This window comes from Nostoc sp. CmiVER01, assembly GCF_034531135.2.
GTDB lineage: Bacteria > Cyanobacteriota > Cyanobacteriia > Cyanobacteriales > Nostocaceae > Nostoc.
The window spans coordinates 47,432-65,033 of the sequence record NZ_JAVRBU020000024.1 but is presented as its reverse complement, the minus strand read 5'-3'; the positions used below and the strand labels follow the sequence as shown (position 1 = coordinate 65,033).

Here is a 17,602-nt window from a genome sequence, read left to right as displayed (position 1 = left end):
TTAATATCTGTTGATTAGCCTAGAGTTTGGACGCCAACTTTGTAGAGGCTGTGTAAAGCGATCGCGCAGTTTGCGGCACGTCTCACTTGAATTCAACAGATTGTACCGAATAGCATGAGATTTGCTGCTACTGCCAGAATGAAATAGCCCTAAATTTTTATCGTTCAGTCTAAGAGGATTCTTGGGCTGATTTTTTATTAGTTCTTTTAATTTGTCAAAATTAAGTAAGTAATGAATAACGAAAAATGACATAAATATTTTATATATTTCATCCAAAATTAAGTAATTTATCAAAATACATATAATATCTCTATTTAGTGGACAATAGCGCAGTAGGTCTAATAAATAACTGAGACTAAACTGCACCTCTTATAGCACACTTTGAGTGGAATTAATCTTGAAATACTCAATTTAATAACAGATTATAGTAATAGGAATAGGCAACACAAAGTCTAATCCTAACTGAAATAACTTGAATTAGGAGTACAATTTCCAATGGCTACAATTGCAATTTCTAATCTGCGTACCCCTGGCGCTGAACTATTTATAGATTCTGAAAGCTATCTCCAAGAGCTAACAGATACCGAGCTTGATGCAACTAAGGGTGGAATAAGTCCGTTAGTTGTTCTTTCGATAGTTGCTATTGTTGCTATCGCTAGTAAGTAGTACAGTTTATTTGTATCACTCTACTTAGTTAAACCTAAAGTAAGTTAAAAGATTTGTAGTATCGCTACTCTGCGAAAACCCGGTCTGGGTCTATAGCCTTAAAACGATACTACAAACATCAAAGAATTTAATGTGTAATTAGGTTGACTTACTTGTTTCAGACTGTTCAATTTGTTGATTAAGCCACTGAAAGAATAAGTTTGAAATGATATTTGTGCGGAGTTTTTCATTTAGGTCTGGTTGAATTAGTTCCTCTACTAAAATCAGATGTACTCCCTTACTAGTCACAATTGGTTTGAGAAGCTGTGGCGGTTTAGCAGTAAAAACAGCAGCAGAAATCTCTGGTTTTAAATCTTTGCGGCGCACTATCCCCAAATATCCACCTTTGCGACGCAATTCTATATCCTGAATGTATTTGTGAGCAATATCATAGAAACTCATCTCACCTTCCTTAATCGCATAGAAGAGTTCTATAGCTAAATCTTCATCATCTAGAATAACTTCATACATCACTACACCAACATAATCTAGTTGGTTTTCAAAGAAATAGGGTTCAACTTTATCTGCAAACAGATGAGTAGCTAACTTTCCAGAAATTACGGTGCTGTAGACAATTTCTTCATAATCATCTATAGAAAGACTATGTTTTTGCAACCATGCCCAGGTATCATCAGCACTAATAAGTTTGTTCATTAACCGTATTTGATCTGCTACTGTTTGCAATTCTTCAGTTTCTACTTTTATACCTGCCTCGGCTGCGGCATTTGCAATAATCTTGCGGGTAAGAATTCCCTCAACAAACTCAGGAATTTTGCAGGATAGCTTGACTTGAGAAAGAATATCTTCGTTGGTAATAGTGATAGTTTGTGACATGATTTTTCTCCTATGTAAATAGACAAAATTAAATGTGAAATCTATATAGCAATCCTAAATGAGTCGTGAAAAATATAGATAAGGAAACGAACCGTCTTTCCTTTGGAACGCTACGCGAACACGCAGCGTCTCGCAGAGAAGAACGCCTTCGCGTAGCGTCTCGTAGAGAAGGACGCAAAGGGAAGAAAGAAGAAAGGGATGTATAATTTTCACAAATGATTTAGGACTGCTATAGATGCTGGATTTGAGGAGGCAGAGCCTCCAAGCAACGTATTCCTACGCAGAGCATAGAAACGGTAAATTAGCTGCAAAACTTATAAACAGACACTCTACAATTTCACCCCGCCTTGCTGCAACTGCTTAAACGGATCAAGCAGAAAATCAATAATCCGACGCTGGCGCACAATTACTTCAGCTGTCGCTGTATCCCCAGGACGCAGGGCAATACATTTATTAGCCGAGGGAATACAATTTTCTTTGAGGGCAATTTCTAAGTCATAAGCTGCCACCTTTCCATTAGGTGTTTCTATCTCTATGGTAGTAGGAGAAATTTCTAATAATTCTCCCTCCATTACGCCATAATCCTGAAACGGATAAGCATCAAATTTTAACTTTACTGGCAACCCTTTTCGCAAAAAACCACTTTCCGTTGTCGCCATTTGTGCCCGAATTATTAGAGGCGAACCTTGGGGTGCAATCTCCGCAATCATTGCTCCAGGCTGCACTACAGACCCAGCCCGTTGTATCGGTAACTGAAACACTCTACCATTGACGGTAGCTCTTAGCTCTCGTTGTCCTAACTGAAACTTTAACGAGACAATCTGACTTTTAGTTTGAGCAATTTCTGCCTGAAGCGTAGTAATTTCTGTTTCTAAATTCTTCTGTTGTTCGTCAATTTTTAGCACAGCTAGCTTGCCGGAGCGAGTTAAGGTCTGATAACTCCTTTCCTGTTCTTTTAGTCGCAACTGTGCTTGTTCAATATCTGCATTTGCTTGCCTAATAGTCCGCTCATAACTACTCTGTTGTTCCACCAAACGTAATTTAGCCTGCTGAATATCTGACTTATTTTGTTCGTATAACTGTTGCTTGTCTTCAGCTATATCTTGCTTTTGCACAACATTAATTTCTGGAACAACTCCTGACTGCCAAAGGCTACGATAGCGCTCAACTTCTCGCTCGGTACTTGCCAAACTACTGTTTACTAACTTATTAGCTGTTTGGCTATGCTCAAGAGTTTGCCGTGCCTGATTGACTTGAGCTAATTTTTCGTCTTTTTGTAAGTCATAAGAATTCCTTAGAGCATTCATGTTCTGTCTCGCTTGATCAATTTGAGCCTGCTTTTCTAACTGTTGAGATTGATTTTGTTGCTCTTGAGTTGTCAAAGATACAACTAACTGACTTTTAGATGAATTTAACTGAGAAAGTCGATTTAATTGTCCCTCCAACTTGTCCTGTACCTGCCGTAATTCTGCTTTAACTAATTCTGATTCCAACACCAATAAAGTCTGTCCAACTTTAACGGAATCACCTTCCTTTACCCGAATCTCAGCAACAGTACCTGTTACAGCAGCATCCAACCTAACCGTCTTTCCCTTTGGCTCTAGTCGCCCTCTTGCCGTACCCGTTTCATCTACCTTAGATAGCATTGCCCAAGGTAAAATAATCGAGACAAATACCACCAAAAAATATAGTAATCCCCTTGTCCAAACTTGGGGCAAGCTATCAAGTAAATCTTTGGTTGCGTAAGCCCAATCATCATTTGATATGGCTGGTGTTTGCTCCCTGAAAATTTCCTCGCCCTGTTCTACCTCATAGATTTGGGTTTGAACCTTTCCATTTAATGTGTTTGGCATGATTTTTCCTGATATCAATTTTGGATTTTGGGAGTGGGGAGACAACAAAAGCTTCCTGCTTATCTTCTTGTTTCACCCTGCAACATCCATCTGCTGATGATTGAGATAAAAATAATGTCCCCGCTTCGCCATCAACTCTTGGTGAGTCCCACTCTCAATTAACACGCCCCGATCCAGTACTAAAATCAAATCTGCATTCCGCACAGTTGAAAGGCGGTGGGCAATTACTAAGGTAGTTCTGCCTTTGAGAATTGTGTTTAAATTCCTCTGAATAATCCTTTCTGACTCTGCATCCAGATGAGAAGTCGCTTCATCCAAAATCAACAGCTTGGGATTGCCTAACAACGCCTTAGCGATCGCAATTCTTTGTCGCTGTCCTCCAGACAACATCCCCCCTCCTTCACCAATCTGGGTTTCATAACCCATAGGTAACTTTTTAATAAACTCATCAGCACCCGCCAATCGTGCCGCCTCAATAATCTCTGCCAAAGTGGCCCCAGGATGTGCCAAGCTAATATTTTCCCGAATCGTTCCACCAAACAAAAAGGTATCTTGGTCAACTACCCCAACTTGTTCGCGTAGAGAACGCAACGAAAGACTGGTAATATCGTGACCATCAATCAACACTTTGCCATCCGTAGGAGGATATAACCCCAAAACCAACTTAGAAATCGTGGTTTTCCCTGAACCACTCCGTCCCACCAGGGCAACCATTTGCCCGCTATGTATTTCAAAACTGAGATTTTCCAAAACATTAATATCGCTTTCGGGATGATAGCGAAATGTCACGTTGTCAAAACGAATGTTACCTTGAATAGGTGGTAAAGATTGCCGCGCCTGGTTTTGCAAATCTTCTTCTGGTTCCGCATCCAAGACATCATTAATTCGTTCTACGGCAATCACCACTTCTTGCAATTGATTCCATAAAACTGTTAATCGTTGGAAGGGTCTAATAATATTTCCCAGCAACATATTAAATGCCACCAATTGCCCAATGGTTAACTCGTTGTGAATCACTTGGTACGCCCCAAACCACAGCAAGATGGTAGTTACTACTGCTTCAATTGTGTTACTGAATATTTGCAGGCGATTACTGATAATTTGCCCGGAAAAGTTAGTTTTTACTTCTTTACTTAATAACTCTTCCCAATGCCAACGCACTGTCTGTTCTACTGCTGTAGATTTAACTGTTCGCACACCAGAAAGAGCTTCAATCAAATAGCTGCTTTCATTAGCAACAGCGTTAAATATTTCTCTAGAAATCTTTTGTAAAAAAGGTGTGGCAATTAATGCCAGCAGTAAAAAAGGCGGTACAATCACCAATACTAGCAACGCCATTTTCCAGCTGTACCAAAACATCAATCCTAAATAGATAAAGACAGTGACTAAATCTAGCAAGATGGACAACGCCTCACCGGAGAGAAAGCGTTGAATTTTGCGGTTTTCCTGTACACGAGAGATAATATCCCCGACATAACGCGACTCAAAGTAACTCAAGGGTAGCCGCAGGGTATGGCGTATAAATCCTACAATCAGTGCTAAATCGAGCTTATTCGCCGTGTGGTCTAACAGATATTGCCGCAACCCTGTCATCGCCACACGGAATAAACTAAAAATCAGTAACCCTAACCCTACTGCCGTTAAGGTTAGTTCAGAACGCTGCACTACTACACGGTCTAAAATTAACTGGGTAAATAAGGGAGTAACAAGTCCAAATATCTGGATAAATAAGGAAGCAACAAACACTTCTAGCATTACTAAAGAGTGAGGCTTCATCAATTCAAAGAATTGCCAAAAAGGAGTTGTAGTCTCTTTGGCATCCTTCAACCAGGCTGTGGGTTGTAGCAGCAGTGTATAGCCAGTCCAGTTAGTTTTAAATTCGGCGTGGCTGAGGCTGCATTGCCCAATGGCAGGATCGGCTACAATGACGTGTTTGGGCGTAATTTCGTAGACAACGATGTAATGCTTTCCCTCCCAGTGGGCGATCGCAGGCAATTTTTGCTTCGCTAATTGGTCAAGACTTGCTTTGACAGGTCGCGTGGAAAACCCAATACTTTCCGCCGCGGCCGATAACCCCCGCAGTGATGAGCCATTGCGGTCAACATTGGCGATATCCCGCAGGCGATTTACACTAAAGTTTTTCCCCCAATAGCGAGACACCATTACTAAACAAGCTGCACCACAATCCGATCCACTCTGTTGGGCAAAAAACGGATAGCGCCGAATCACACGCTGTAATAAATGCCCTACTCGCTGCGTGGAGTTGGGAAAATAGGCTTTACTAATCTTTTTCTCGCGTGGCTTTACTGTCGGCGTTGACAAAATCCTCGTTTCATGCAGCCGTTTTGAGTCAGATGGCAGTATTGGAGTGTTATCCGAGTTTACCTGTTGGGGATTACGCGATCGCGCTTTAGTCCACAAATGCTCCCGAATTTGGGGATATTTAGCCATCAATGGCCACAACACTTCACCCGGAACAAAGCACAGTTGCAAGTTGACTGAAGCCCTCGCTGCATAAGGTTTAAAGTCACTCTCCTTAAACAAGGTAAATTCCCCAAATGATTCACCTGTTTCTAAAGTGGCGATTAACTCATCGGCGTTATCTAGCAACCTAACCTTACCAGCGATCGCAATATAGATTCCTGGTTGAGCATCAGTTCCTTGCCAGAATTTGCCGACTTTCGGGTTGATAAACTTAACTTGTTGAAGACAGTGTTGAAATTCCTCTCTCGAAAGAGAATAACCCAGAGTATTGTTGAACTGTTCCAGAGAAATCAACTGAGCAGATATATCTTGCGCCATAGATGTCTGAATCCTTTCCTAATGTTGCGAAGTTCAGAGACAAAAATTCTGAATCATCTGGAATAGCTGCTGATTTCAGGTCACTAATGAAGATTTTGGAACTCTTAGCCTGCTCATTGTTGTTTGCTTCAGAATTGCTGGGTTTTGGTAGTGTGGATAATCCCATCTGTTTGAGCAGTCGCTTGATATGGCGATCGCTCACCTCAATCCCAAATTCTTTCGCTAGATGTTTCCCTAGCCAGTTTGTTGTCCACCGACGAAAAGCATAGCCATGATCGCGGGGACTACTTTTAATCAGTTCTTTTAAACGTTCTAAATACTTCTCATTTACTGCTTTCGGGCGACCAATAGGGCAATCTTGCCATTGGTGCGCCATTCCTGTTCGGGCTATGTGCATCCAATGCCTTGCTGTAGCTGGACAACACCCCAAAATTTGACAAATTTCTGTTTGGGATTTTCCCTCATCTGCCAACAACATGATTTCAATACGTTGTCGATAAGATTCAGGTAAACTTTTTTCCAAACTTACTAACAGTAATTTACGCTGAAATGATGTTAAATACTTACCGTTACTTACTTGTATATATTTTGTTTCAATTTTCAGATTGCATTCAAACATACACGTATTATTCACTAGATTTTTGGACACACGAATATTTTATGAAAGATTCATAATTTGGCAGTTATCTCTAAATTAAGTAGAAAAATTGCAAAAAATAATTTTTTTTGCAACTGTAGTACTTATCACCTTTTAGTTTTTCTTTTATGCAAAAAATAATTTAGTTAAGTTATATTTCTGACAATTTTTGTGGAATATTGCTTTTGTGGATATAGATTAGGCTACAAATGCAATCTATAAATTTCGAAAATAGTCGCTAAATTTTAGTAACGTTTTTGTAAAGATAAATTTCTCTTGAGCAGAGAAAAAAGTCATAATAAAGGGCACAATATATTGTGCCCCAACAATGATTTTGTATTCCCCAGATGTGAAAATTGCTGTAACCGTTTAAACTTCTAGTAAAGGAAGGGTAACGGTAAAAGTTGTACCGACTCCAACTTGACTATTGACTACAATCTCGCCTCCCTGTGCATCGACGCATTTTTTGGCGATCGCTAGACCCAAGCCAGTACCAGGGATGGTTCCAACATTGTCCGCACGTTGGAAAGGCTGAAATAGTCGCTTTTGGTTTTCTTGAGGAATGCCAATTCCCCAATCTTGAACTCGGAAAATTATCACTTTTTCCTGACCAATTAATTCAAAACGCACTATGCCGCCCGGTAATGAATACTTAATAGCATTGCTAAGTAAATTGCCCAAAATGTGCCGCAGTAAGCTTTCATCCCATAGTGTTTCGCCTAATTGCCCAAAACTGGCGAATACCAAAGTTAGATGCTTCTCATTTGCAAGCAATCGAACTTCTTCGACCATTTGGCGGCAAAAAGCTTCTAAATCTAAGCAGATGAGGTCATACCCCAGCCTACCGGAATCAGCTTTGCCAATGAATGTAACTTCATCCAATAGCTTTGCCATGTTTTTGATTGCCGAGCGAATCATTTGTAAATGATTCAGTTTTTTCTCTTTGGTCAATCTTTCATCTTGGTTTTGTAGCAAACCAGCAGCCAAGAGAATAGTATTTAGGGGATTGCGAATGTCATGGGAGAGCATCGAGACAAATTCAGATTTGAACTGGTTAAGTTCATTGGCTTTTACCAGTTCAGCAGTTCGTTCTTCAACCCGGGTTTGTAACGTTTCATTGACTGTGCGTAATGATTCTAAAACCTGCTTACGCTCGATCGCATAGCGTAGCGATCGCACTAACACATCTACATTTACCTGGCGCTTGACTAGATAATCTTGCGCCCCCTGTCGCACTGCTTCAATTGCCAGTTCTTCATCATTTGTATTTGTTAAAACAACAATCGGTATACTTGGCGCTTGACCAATCAGAGGAGGTAGAGATGACAATCCTTGACTGTCAGGTAGAGTTAAATCTAATAAAATCACATCATAATTACATTTACTTAGTTCCTGAAGTGCTTCCCCCAATCGCGTCACATGAACCAGAGTAAACTCTTGGGACTGCGCTTGTGTTAGAAACTCTTGTAACAACCTAGCAGAAGCTAGGTTATCCTCAATTAACAAGATTTTTACTGAGTAGCTCACAACCATAATCTTCGGGTTTCACCCCCTATTGCTCCTCTATCTTGTAATTAATCATTAGTCATTAGTCATTTTTCCCCTTGTCCCCTTGTCCCCTTGTCCCCTTGTCCCCTTATCTCCCACTGCCTCACTCCGATGGTAGCGTCACAGTAGAGAGCCAAAAATCTTCAATACTCTTGACGATTTGAAATAATTGGTTGAGGTTGCGAGATTTAGTGATATAGCAATTCACATGTAAATCGTAGCTGTGAAAAATATCATCCTCATTTTTTGAGGTTGTTAGCACAACAACTGGAATGCGTTTTAGTACTGGGTCAGCTTTAATTTCCGCCAGCACTTCTCGACCATCTTTTTTAGGCAAATTCAAATCCAACAGAATGAGGTCAGGGCGTGATGCATCAGCATATTCACCTTCTTGGCGTAAATAAGCCATAGCATCTATACCATCCCTGACCGTTACCACTTGGTAGGGCACTGAACTATTTTTTAACGCTTCTTGGATTAAGCGAATGTCAGCTTTATTGTCCTCGACCAAAAAGATGGTTTTGTGTCTTTCTCCCGTTTCTACGCTCAAGTTCGCGTCCTCCAACTGGAATCGTAAAGTAGAAGGTTGCGCCTTCACCTAGTTCTGACTCTACCCAGATCCGCCCCCGGTGACATTCGACAATCTTCTTACAGATGGCTAAACCCATACCTGTACCAGTATATTCATCCCGCGTGTGTAAGCGCTGAAAAATGACGAAAATGCGATCACTAAATTTTGGGTCAATGCCAATTCCATTATCCCGAACTGAGAACAACCATGCATCTTCTATTCTTTCTGCTCCCACATGGATTTGTGGCGGCTGGTCACTGTGGAACTTGATGGCGTTACCGATGAGGTTTTGGAATAACTGCATCAGTTGGGTGCTGTCAGCCATGACTACTGGTAAGGGATCGTGGGTGATAGTAGCCCCAGTTTCATTAATGCGTTGACGCAAATTGCCCAACCCCCGCATTAAGGATGTCTCTACATCGTTCATTTGAAATGCGATCGCCTGCATATCTACTTTCGAGTATGCCAGCACATCATCAATCAACGTCTGCATGAGGCTAACTCCCTGCACAGCGTAGCTAATAAACTCCTGGGCATCTTCGTCAAGTTCTTCGCTATAGCGCATCTCTAATAGTTGCACGTAATTCACAACTTGATTGAGCGGTTCTTGCAAGTCATGGGAGGCGACGTAGGCAAACTTTTTCAATTCGGCGTTAGAACGTTCTAAATCTTGTGCTAACTGGGCTAGTTCATCGGCTTGACGCAGCACAATATTAACAATTGCTTTCCGCAGTTCCAATGCTGCTTTAACTTCTACATCTTTCCAAGGTAAAGATGTTAAGCGAACCGTTTCTTTCCACAGTTCAAATGATTTGCGTGGACACAGACGAACATTTCCTTCTGACTGGTTAACTTCAAACGCCTTAGTAGGATCGCCACCCCAATTTACAGTTTGAATTACTTCTGGCCGGAACCACAGAACATAATTGCGCTTGGCAATGGGAATTGCTAACAAACCACTGGCAACATTTTTAAAACCTTCGGCATCTGGATAAATTTGTGGTAGGGAATCTGTACAGAATACTTCTTCTTCAACATTATTCTTGAGCCATTGAACTAGAAAATTCAGGTCTTCTTCTCTAGGCGTTTCACCAACTACCGTGCAATTTCCCCCAAAACACACGGCTGCGCCTTGAGCGTTACCAAAATCTAAAAGATGCTGCGGATTTTTAACTAAACCATCAATAAAGTTTTCTTCTTGAGACATATATTCAATCAAGATTGATTGAAGGTGTGTCAAATTTATCCGGTGATAGTAGTCTTGGGTTTCTTCTCTGGCTGAGATTTCTGCAAATATTACTCGTCCCAAAAATTCGCAAGCTTTCCGCAATTCGTAGGAAACATATTTAGGGGATTGATGGTGACAAGCAATTAGTCCCCAGAGTTTTTGGTCTTTAATTAAAGAGATAGTAAGTGAAGCACCAACACCCATATTATGCAAGTACTCCATGTGACAGGAAGCAGCACTTCTAAGAATGGAGTTGGTTAAATTAATCGGGCGATCGCTAATTGGATTATTGGCGGGGAAAAGTTTTACTGGCTGAGAATAAGCATCCGGGATGATTCTGATCGAATTGGCCGCAAATAATTTTCTCGCTGGTTTGGGAATATCTGACTCTGGGTAATGCAACCCTAAGTAAGGTTCTAGGCTTTCTAGTTTTTCTTCAGCGATAACGGAACCATGCCCATCATCATCGAATTTATATAGCATTACTCTGTCAAATTCCGTTATTTTCCGAACTTCTTGAACGATAACTTGACAAAAGTCCCGGAGATTTGCTGTTTTTTCTAGTTGATTTATAGAGGCTCTAGCTAGATGATAAAAGCTTAAAAACGGAATATTTTCTTGAGTAAGAGCAGGTTCTAACTCCAGGATTAAAAATCCTTCGGTATTACGGTGAAATACTGCATCAAATACTACGTATTCATCACCTTTTTTTCGCACCCAAACTTTGGTGGGATTGATGAAATCAAGATTTTCACCGGATAGCCCTGTTTTAATTCTCTCTATTTGAAAGGGGTCTAGTAAATCTTCTAGTTTTTTGTGCAACATATTTTCGGGAGTAATTCCGAAAATCTTTAATGTGTTAGTGCTAACTTGTAATATTTTTAGCTCAGGCTCCTCTAAGACTAACAGGACACCATGAGGCTGAATTTGGCTAGAAATATGAATCGGTGCCTCTTTCAAGCTAATTAAATTAATACCTGGGAATTGTAAATTTATTTCCATGACGATCCTCCTCTGTTGTCTGGGAGCATCAAAACTAGAGTATCTATAATAACGAAGACTGATGAATATAAAGAAATTATAAATTTTTTAATTCATCACTTTTACTTAGTATCTAATTTCCCATGCCCTAATGTTGCGTTTTGCAGCCTTAGTCTCATCTGCTTGCGCTTTAAAAGTCTAACAGCCGTTAAAGTTACATAGCGATAAGAAATGTAAAAAATATCTGATTAAACAATTCTGTATATGTGTAGCTATGTTAAGATATAGAATTCAGGAGTCAGGAGCCAGAATTCAGAATTGAGTTCGTATAAATGGCGAATAACACAGCGATCACATCGAGCATCTTGATTCTGACTTCTGAATTCAGACTCCTGAATTCTTCTTCAATCAAATCCAAGAGTTGAACCACATTCGCAGCTTATAATCGTGAGGTGAGAGGGGTAAACCCAAATAAATGGGCATCCAGAAAATAAAAGCAGCGAGAATGATAAAAGTAATGGTGACACCTAGCGCCCGGAGTTGTTGATAATAACTGCGAAGGCACTGATCGACAAACCAAGCGATCGCTAAAAATACAAATACTACTGCACACATGTAATGATAGATAAAAACGCACCTTGTCACCTCCACCCAAGGTAATAAATTGGCAGCGTAATTTATAACTAGATATAAGGCAATCCAAGTATCAACACTAAGAGTTTCAGGTACTGAAAAACGCTTTTCTTTCAGCCAAAAAATTACGGGTTGTGACACCAGCATTCCTACTAAAAACAACATAGCAGCAACACCAAACCACCACAAAAATGGATTGCCCATTGCATGGACATCATAAATAACTTGTCCAGCACCAGCAGGCAAAGGCGGGCCCATCACAGGTAAAGGTTCGGTGGTACTTTCAGCCGTTTGATAATAATATGCCATTGGTCGAGTCATCAACGGCCATTTGTACCAGGCAGCACAATAAGGATGCACGTTAGGACTATTACCACCTAGATGTAAATGAAACTTTAAAATTTGCTGATGTACTGCAATAAATCCATAAGTTTTATCTAATTGAAGGTGAGGAATCCAGATGAGGCTGTAAATCAAAGCTGGGATAATTCCTAGATAAAACAGCATCTGAAAAATATTTAGCTGAGTTAGGTTTTGTAGTGGTGTTTGAGATGAGGGGGATGAAGGAGAATAAGTACTAACTCCTACCTCCCCAGCTTCCCCAGATCCTCTACTCTCCCTGTCTCCTGCGTCCTTTAATGAAGAAGATGTAAAAAAGAGTTTTGAGTTAAGAAAAGAATATATTAAATCAATTATCCAAGCTACTATCCAAATGATATAAGCACCTGAAAGGAACCATAAACCGTTCCACTTAGTACCGACTGACGCACCAAAAGCAATGCCAGCAAAAACTAACCAAAAAGAACGTCGCCGATTTTGATTATCTAATGCCAATAATAAAAACCAGTGTCCTAACAAACCGAAAATGACAATATAAATATTACTTAAAGCATAGCGAGATTCAACTAGAAAGATGCCATCACAAGCTGTGAAGAAACCTGCAAGCAGAGCAAAGCTACGCCGATAACTCAATTGATAAGCGATCGCAGCTACAACTAAAGGGATAAATGAGCCAGTCAGGGCATTGAACCAGCGATAAGTCCAAGGCGATCGCAATGATCCTGTCAATCCATTTACTGTATCGTGCCAAAAAGGAATGTGACTGCCAATCCAAATGCCGATGCCGATCATATATTGACTCAACGGCGGATGAGCATTAAAAAATGGCGTATGCGTGAGATAATTATTACCAAATTTTGCAAAGTAAACTTCATCAAATACTAGAGTGTTGAATCGCTCCAGCCCCCAAAACCTTAAGGCGAGTGAGAAAAGAAATACACTCACCATTCCAATTCGGAACCATTTTTTAGTCATTTGTCATTTGTCATTTGTCATTGGGCATGGGGGATTGGGCATTGGGCATAGGGAATAGACAATGAGCCTTTGATACTCGCCGATGAGTCTTTGATACTCGCCGATGAGTCTTTAATACTCGCTGACGAGTCTTTGATACTCATGAATGAGTCTTTAATACTCGCCGACGAGTCTTTGATACTCGTGAATGAGTCTTTAATACTCGCTGACGAGTCTTTGATACTCGTGAATGAGTCTTTAATACTCGTGAATGAGTCTTTGATACTCACCGACGAGTCTTTGAACTCCACTGCTTTGCCCTCCTACCCTCTACTCAAGAACTGCTCCCTTGTTACTCCCTCCATTCTTCAAGTGCATCTAGTTGAAACAGGAGTAGTTCAATACCGTAATACTTGTTTGTTCGCCCCACTGGTTTCATACCCAATCGTTCTGTTACACGGATTGAGGCATGATTTTCTGGCTTCACTACGGCATAAATCACTGGCAAGGTCAAAACACTAAATCCGTAGTTGAGCATAACTCGTCCTGCTTCCGTTGCATACCCTTTACCCCAAGAAGCTCGCCGTAAGTGCCAGCCTACCTCATAATCTTGAGTAGTTAAACCATCTTTGTCGGGCAATTGTTTGAGAAGGATAGTTCCCACAATTGTTGTACTTTCCTTTTCAACAATTGCCCAAGATCCAGTACCATTATTGCGTTGATGCATTCGCTCTATACCTTCAATCAAGCGCTGACGCTGTGACTCAACACTTGCGGGGCGAGAAGATTTACCAAGAAAGTGCGTAACTTCAGGGTCATTATAAATTGCAAACGCTTGTTCGGCATCGCTTTCGGGTATCCAACTGCGAATGAGCAAGCGTTCGGTTTCCAAAAGATTTGTCATTTTGCTTTTGGCTAAACTAAATTGCCATTCTGCAAAATACTAAGATACTTATGGTTGAGCAGTCAAAAGTTTTCTAGAGAGTTACACAAACAAAATATGGCGATCGCTATCCTATAGGCAATTATCCAGAAGTTTAACTACCGTTGGCTATGCAATCGCAAATTCTGAATTTTTCCGCAGTTCTTCAGACCGAAATCCTAATACAATCCGATCCTTCGGCACACCAGCCTTAACTAGTTCCGTTGCTAACCCCTCTTCAGTGCCATCACGTTGAATCCAAATTTTGTCATCTATAATATCTATGTGAATTAGACAGCCGTGAACACGACGCGTTGCAGTTGGAGAGAGTTCTGGCACTGGCTCTCGACCAAGAATCATTACCAAATATCGATCCTGTTCTTTATCAAAAATAGTTTCATGCTGAATATTGCCGTAAGAGTAAGGAATCTTTGTATGTTCAGTAAGAATGCTGCAAATTAGCTGCCTGTATTGCTCCAGATTAGCCATCGGACAATAACCTCTTGCTTTGCATTAAAAACGATCAGAGGAATTTTGTAGTCTTCCAATATAAGTTTACCAAGCGGCTCTTCCTCAAAAATATCAGTAAAAACATCCTCATGAACAGCGATATACAAAACCCTATCTGGATAATTGCGGGACATTACAGCAAGGTAGGTAAAGTACTGACCAATCGCCTGTTCTAGGTCTGCTACTTCTGAGTCACCACTGAAGGTTTTGATTTCTACAGCAATCTTCTGCGTTCCTTTTTCGGCGATGAGCAATTTTTCGGCTGCCAAATCCACGTAAAGATCCTTTTTTCCCCACTTCAAATGAAATGGATCGTCGGTAATCCCCCAGCCATCTTTGATTAGGGCATTTTTGACGTTCTGATGGTAGCGGTCTTTAGCTGGCATAAATTACTCAAATTACGAATTACGAATTACGAATTACGAATTACTACTCTCGACTTTTGCCACTTCCAGCATTGTCTTTAAAACCGAATCTGGATTGAGACTAATCGAGTCAATTCCTTGTTCGACCAAAAACTGGGCAAATTCTGGATAGTCGCTGGGTGCTTGTCCACAAATGCCGATTTTGCGATCGCATTTTTTCGCTGTTTCTATGACCATTTTTACCATTCCTTTCACAGCTGGACTGCGTTCATCAAACAATCTGGCTACCAACGCCGAATCTCTATCTATCCCCAATGTCAACTGAGTTAAATCATTAGAACCAATCGAGAAGCCATCAAATACCTCAGCAAATTCCTCAGCCAGAATAACATTACTAGGCAACTCGCACATCACATAAACCTGCAAGCCGTTAACACCCTGCTTTAAACCATTTTTTGCCATCTCTGCTAAAACCAACCGCCCTTCATCGGGAGTACGACAAAACGGAATCATCGGGATAACATTTGTCAAACCCATTTCTTCCCGTACCCGCTTGATAGCATCACATTCTAGGGCAAAAGCTTCTCTGTAGCCTTCATCATAGTAACGCGCTGCCCCCCGCCAACCCAGCATCGGGTTTTCTTCGTGGGGTTCAAACTGTCGTCCACCTAACAAATTGGCATATTCATTACTTTTGAAATCTGACATTCGCACAATTACTGGCTTGGGATAAAATGCCGCCGCAATTCTACCAATGCCTTGGGCTAATCTATCTACAAAATACTGGGGTTTATCGTCGTAAAGTGCAGTAATTTCAGCAATTTTAGCTTTGGCAAATTCATCTTTTAATAAATCATAGTGAATCAATGCCATTGGATGAATTTGAATTTGGTTAGCGATGATAAATTCTGTGCGTGCTAAACCTACCCCATCGTTAGGTATTACCGATAAACTCAATGCTTCTTGAGGATTACCCACATTCATTAAAATTTGAGTGTGGGTACGGGGTAAGTTTTCTAAAGGAACTTCTTCTACTTCAAAAGGTAATAAGCCTGCATAAACTTTTCCTTCTTCCCCTTCAGCACAAGAAATTGTTACCTCTTGACCAGGTTTTAAAATTTCTGTAGCATTGCCGCATCCCACGATCGCAGGTACACCCAATTCTCGCGCAATAATTGCTGCATGGCATGTCCTACCACCAGAATTAGTAACAATTGCACTGGCGCGTTTCATAATTGGTTCCCAATCGGGGTCAGTTCTCTCTGTCACCAAAACTTCCCCAACTTGGAACTGTTCGAGTTTCTGAACATCTAAAATTAGGCGGGCTTTCCCTTGACTAATCGCTTCCCCAATCGCGCGTCCGGTAACAAGGGGGAGTGGGGATTGGGAAGATTTTTCCCCATTTCCTATTCCCCATTCCTTATTCCCCAATACCAACCGATAACTCCGCAACACATTTCCCGTCTTCTGCGACTGCACGGTTTCGGGACGCGCTTGCACAATAAAAAGTTGATTAGTAATTCCATCTTTTGCCCACTCGATATCCATTGGAGTGGAAATACCGTGGACTTGGGAATAATGGTCTTCAATTAAACATGCCCAATTTGCTAGTTGTAAAATCTCTTCATCATTTAGGGCAAATTTACCTCTTTCTCTGGGCGGAACAGAAACATTTTTCGTAAATTTTGAGCCGTCATCATAAATCATTTTTAGTTCTTTACTACCCAATTTTTTATCAATAATTGGGCGGAAACCAGCTTTTAAAGTTGGTTTAAAAACATAATATTCATCAGGATTTACAGACCCTTGGACAACGTTTTCGCCTAAACCGTAGGCGGCTGTAATCAGTGCAGCATCCTTAAATCCGGTTTCTGTATCAATGGAGAACATCACCCCAGAGGTTGCTAAGTCTGAGCGCACCATTTTTTGCACACCCACAGCCAGAGCAATGCTAAAGTGATCAAATCCTTTGGTGTGACGATAAGAAATGGCGCGATCGGTAAATATGGAAGCAAAGCACTTGTGACAAGCTGCTAAAACTCCTTCAACGCCGACAACGTTGAGGTAAGTTTCCTGCTGTCCAGCAAAACTAGCATCTGGAAGGTCTTCGGCGGTGGCGCTAGAACGGACTGCAACATCTGTCTCTGCGTTGTATCGTTCACAAAGACTTTGGTATGCTGTAGCGATCGCCTCTCGCAATTCTACAGGAAATGGAGTGTGGATTAATAGCGATCGCGCTTTTTTCCCCCGTTCTCGTAAATTTTTGACATCTTCAACATCCAAGTCAGCGAAGAGTTTGCGTAGTTTTGCTTCTAAACCTGCTGATTTGATGAAATAACGATAAGCGTAAGCAGTAGTGGCGAATCCAGTAGGAACATTAATACCTTTGGGCGTTAGCTGTTGAATCATTTCGCCCAATGAGGCATTTTTACCACCAACTATGGGGATATCAGCAATACCAACTTCATCAAACCACAAGATGAGCGATCGCTCTTGGGAAGATAGAGATAATGTGCTTTTAGATACTGTAGCCATTAGTATTACCTTTTAAGTTTATACTGAGTTTGTTAGTACGTAAGCGCTAGTATATTTTTTCTATATTCAATTTTAGATATTACAGCTACTAGCGTGATTTTGTATTGTGCAATTAAATGCCAAACTATAGTCTATAAATAACAATTATTCGGGATAATAGCTGTATCGTAATATCGGATGCAATG

The 17,602-nt window shown here is 40.8% G+C and carries 14 protein-coding genes; 2 read left to right on the top strand and 12 right to left on the bottom strand.

Annotation, left to right across the window (positions count from 1 at the left end; all coding sequences use genetic code 11):
• Window positions 1-495 precede the first annotated feature (495 nt).
• Window positions 496-666, top strand: coding sequence for a class IIb bacteriocin, lactobin A/cerein 7B family (locus tag RMZ43_RS31655; RefSeq protein WP_322651134.1), 171 nt, complete (start codon window positions 496-498; stop codon window positions 664-666).
• A gap of 138 nt (window positions 667-804) precedes the next feature.
• On the opposite strand, the gene RMZ43_RS31650 is transcribed toward RMZ43_RS31655, so the two are convergent.
• On the bottom strand, window positions 805-1,539 hold the full coding sequence (locus RMZ43_RS31650; protein ID WP_322651135.1) for a peptidylprolyl isomerase: 735 nt from the start codon (window positions 1,537-1,539) through the stop codon (window positions 805-807).
• Between the two features lie 65 nt (window positions 1,540-1,604).
• On the opposite strand from RMZ43_RS31650, the gene RMZ43_RS31645 reads away from it, so the two are divergent.
• Window positions 1,605-1,745, top strand: a complete 141-nt coding sequence (locus tag RMZ43_RS31645) for a hypothetical protein (protein ID WP_322651136.1) — start codon at window positions 1,605-1,607, stop codon at window positions 1,743-1,745.
• A gap of 123 nt (window positions 1,746-1,868) precedes the next feature.
• Here the strand turns inward: RMZ43_RS31645 and RMZ43_RS31640 are convergent, their stop codons facing one another.
• The 11 genes from RMZ43_RS31640 to ppsA all read right to left on the bottom strand — a co-directional run bounded on the left by RMZ43_RS31640 (window position 1,869) and on the right by ppsA (window position 17,417).
• The gene (locus RMZ43_RS31640; RefSeq protein WP_322655636.1) at window positions 1,869-3,392 is read right to left on the bottom strand and encodes an HlyD family efflux transporter periplasmic adaptor subunit; all 1,524 of its coding nucleotides are present in this window, start codon (window positions 3,390-3,392) and stop codon (window positions 1,869-1,871) included.
• 72 nt (window positions 3,393-3,464) lie between these two features.
• The gene (locus tag RMZ43_RS31635) at window positions 3,465-6,194 is read right to left on the bottom strand and encodes a peptidase domain-containing ABC transporter (RefSeq protein ID WP_322655635.1); all 2,730 of its coding nucleotides are present in this window, start codon (window positions 6,192-6,194) and stop codon (window positions 3,465-3,467) included.
• Window positions 6,088-6,813, bottom strand: coding sequence for a helix-turn-helix domain-containing protein (locus tag RMZ43_RS31630; protein WP_322651139.1), 726 nt, complete (start codon window positions 6,811-6,813; stop codon window positions 6,088-6,090). The genes RMZ43_RS31635 and RMZ43_RS31630 overlap by 107 nt, the downstream gene beginning before the upstream one ends.
• A gap of 387 nt (window positions 6,814-7,200) precedes the next feature.
• Window positions 7,201-8,364: a hybrid sensor histidine kinase/response regulator gene (locus tag RMZ43_RS31625; protein WP_322655634.1), complete on the bottom strand. Its 1,164-nt coding sequence runs from the start codon at window positions 8,362-8,364 to the stop codon at window positions 7,201-7,203.
• 118 nt (window positions 8,365-8,482) lie between these two features.
• Window positions 8,483-8,929: a response regulator gene (locus RMZ43_RS31620; protein ID WP_100900409.1), complete on the bottom strand. Its 447-nt coding sequence runs from the start codon at window positions 8,927-8,929 to the stop codon at window positions 8,483-8,485.
• Window positions 8,874-11,180, bottom strand: coding sequence for an ATP-binding protein (locus tag RMZ43_RS31615; protein ID WP_322655633.1), 2,307 nt, complete (start codon window positions 11,178-11,180; stop codon window positions 8,874-8,876). The genes RMZ43_RS31620 and RMZ43_RS31615 overlap by 56 nt, the downstream gene beginning before the upstream one ends.
• Before the next feature lie 387 nt (window positions 11,181-11,567).
• On the bottom strand, window positions 11,568-13,106 hold the full coding sequence (locus tag RMZ43_RS31610) for a dolichyl-phosphate-mannose--protein mannosyltransferase (protein ID WP_322651143.1): 1,539 nt from the start codon (window positions 13,104-13,106) through the stop codon (window positions 11,568-11,570).
• A 331-nt stretch (window positions 13,107-13,437) separates the two neighbouring features.
• On the bottom strand, window positions 13,438-13,989 hold the full coding sequence (locus tag RMZ43_RS31605; RefSeq protein WP_322651144.1) for a GNAT family N-acetyltransferase: 552 nt from the start codon (window positions 13,987-13,989) through the stop codon (window positions 13,438-13,440).
• A gap of 147 nt (window positions 13,990-14,136) precedes the next feature.
• Window positions 14,137-14,496, bottom strand: coding sequence for a XisI protein (locus RMZ43_RS31600; protein ID WP_322651145.1), 360 nt, complete (start codon window positions 14,494-14,496; stop codon window positions 14,137-14,139).
• Window positions 14,466-14,903 carry an element excision factor XisH family protein gene (locus RMZ43_RS31595; protein ID WP_322651146.1) on the bottom strand — a complete coding sequence of 146 codons (438 nt, stop codon included), beginning with the start codon at window positions 14,901-14,903 and terminating at the stop codon, window positions 14,466-14,468. Before RMZ43_RS31595 ends, RMZ43_RS31600 begins: the two co-directional genes overlap by 31 nt.
• Window positions 14,904-14,936: 33 nt before the next feature.
• On the bottom strand, window positions 14,937-17,417 hold the full coding sequence (gene ppsA / locus RMZ43_RS31590; protein ID WP_322655632.1) for a phosphoenolpyruvate synthase: 2,481 nt from the start codon (window positions 17,415-17,417) through the stop codon (window positions 14,937-14,939).
• Window positions 17,418-17,602: the final 185 nt, after the last annotated feature.

What these genes read in the sequence shown, in the direction of transcription:
- RMZ43_RS31640 (WP_322655636.1), bottom strand. Translation starts at nt 3,392, where the DNA reads ATGCCAAACACATTAAATGGAAAGGTTCAAACCCAAATCTATGAGGTA.
- RMZ43_RS31650 (WP_322651135.1), bottom strand. Translation starts at nt 1,539, where the DNA reads ATGTCACAAACTATCACTATTACCAACGAAGATATTCTTTCTCAAGTC.
- RMZ43_RS31635 (WP_322655635.1), bottom strand. Translation starts at nt 6,194, where the DNA reads ATGGCGCAAGATATATCTGCTCAGTTGATTTCTCTGGAACAGTTCAAC.
- RMZ43_RS31625 (WP_322655634.1), bottom strand. Translation starts at nt 8,364, where the DNA reads ATGGTTGTGAGCTACTCAGTAAAAATCTTGTTAATTGAGGATAACCTA.
- RMZ43_RS31595 (WP_322651146.1), bottom strand. Translation starts at nt 14,903, where the DNA reads ATGCCAGCTAAAGACCGCTACCATCAGAACGTCAAAAATGCCCTAATC.
- RMZ43_RS31630 (WP_322651139.1), bottom strand. Translation starts at nt 6,813, where the DNA reads ATGTTTGAATGCAATCTGAAAATTGAAACAAAATATATACAAGTAAGT.
- RMZ43_RS31605 (WP_322651144.1), bottom strand. Translation starts at nt 13,989, where the DNA reads ATGACAAATCTTTTGGAAACCGAACGCTTGCTCATTCGCAGTTGGATA.
- RMZ43_RS31600 (WP_322651145.1), bottom strand. Translation starts at nt 14,496, where the DNA reads ATGGCTAATCTGGAGCAATACAGGCAGCTAATTTGCAGCATTCTTACT.
- ppsA (WP_322655632.1), bottom strand. Translation starts at nt 17,417, where the DNA reads ATGGCTACAGTATCTAAAAGCACATTATCTCTATCTTCCCAAGAGCGA.
- RMZ43_RS31655 (WP_322651134.1), top strand. Translation starts at nt 496, where the DNA reads ATGGCTACAATTGCAATTTCTAATCTGCGTACCCCTGGCGCTGAACTA.
- RMZ43_RS31615 (WP_322655633.1), bottom strand. Translation starts at nt 11,180, where the DNA reads ATGGAAATAAATTTACAATTCCCAGGTATTAATTTAATTAGCTTGAAA.
- RMZ43_RS31610 (WP_322651143.1), bottom strand. Translation starts at nt 13,106, where the DNA reads ATGACTAAAAAATGGTTCCGAATTGGAATGGTGAGTGTATTTCTTTTC.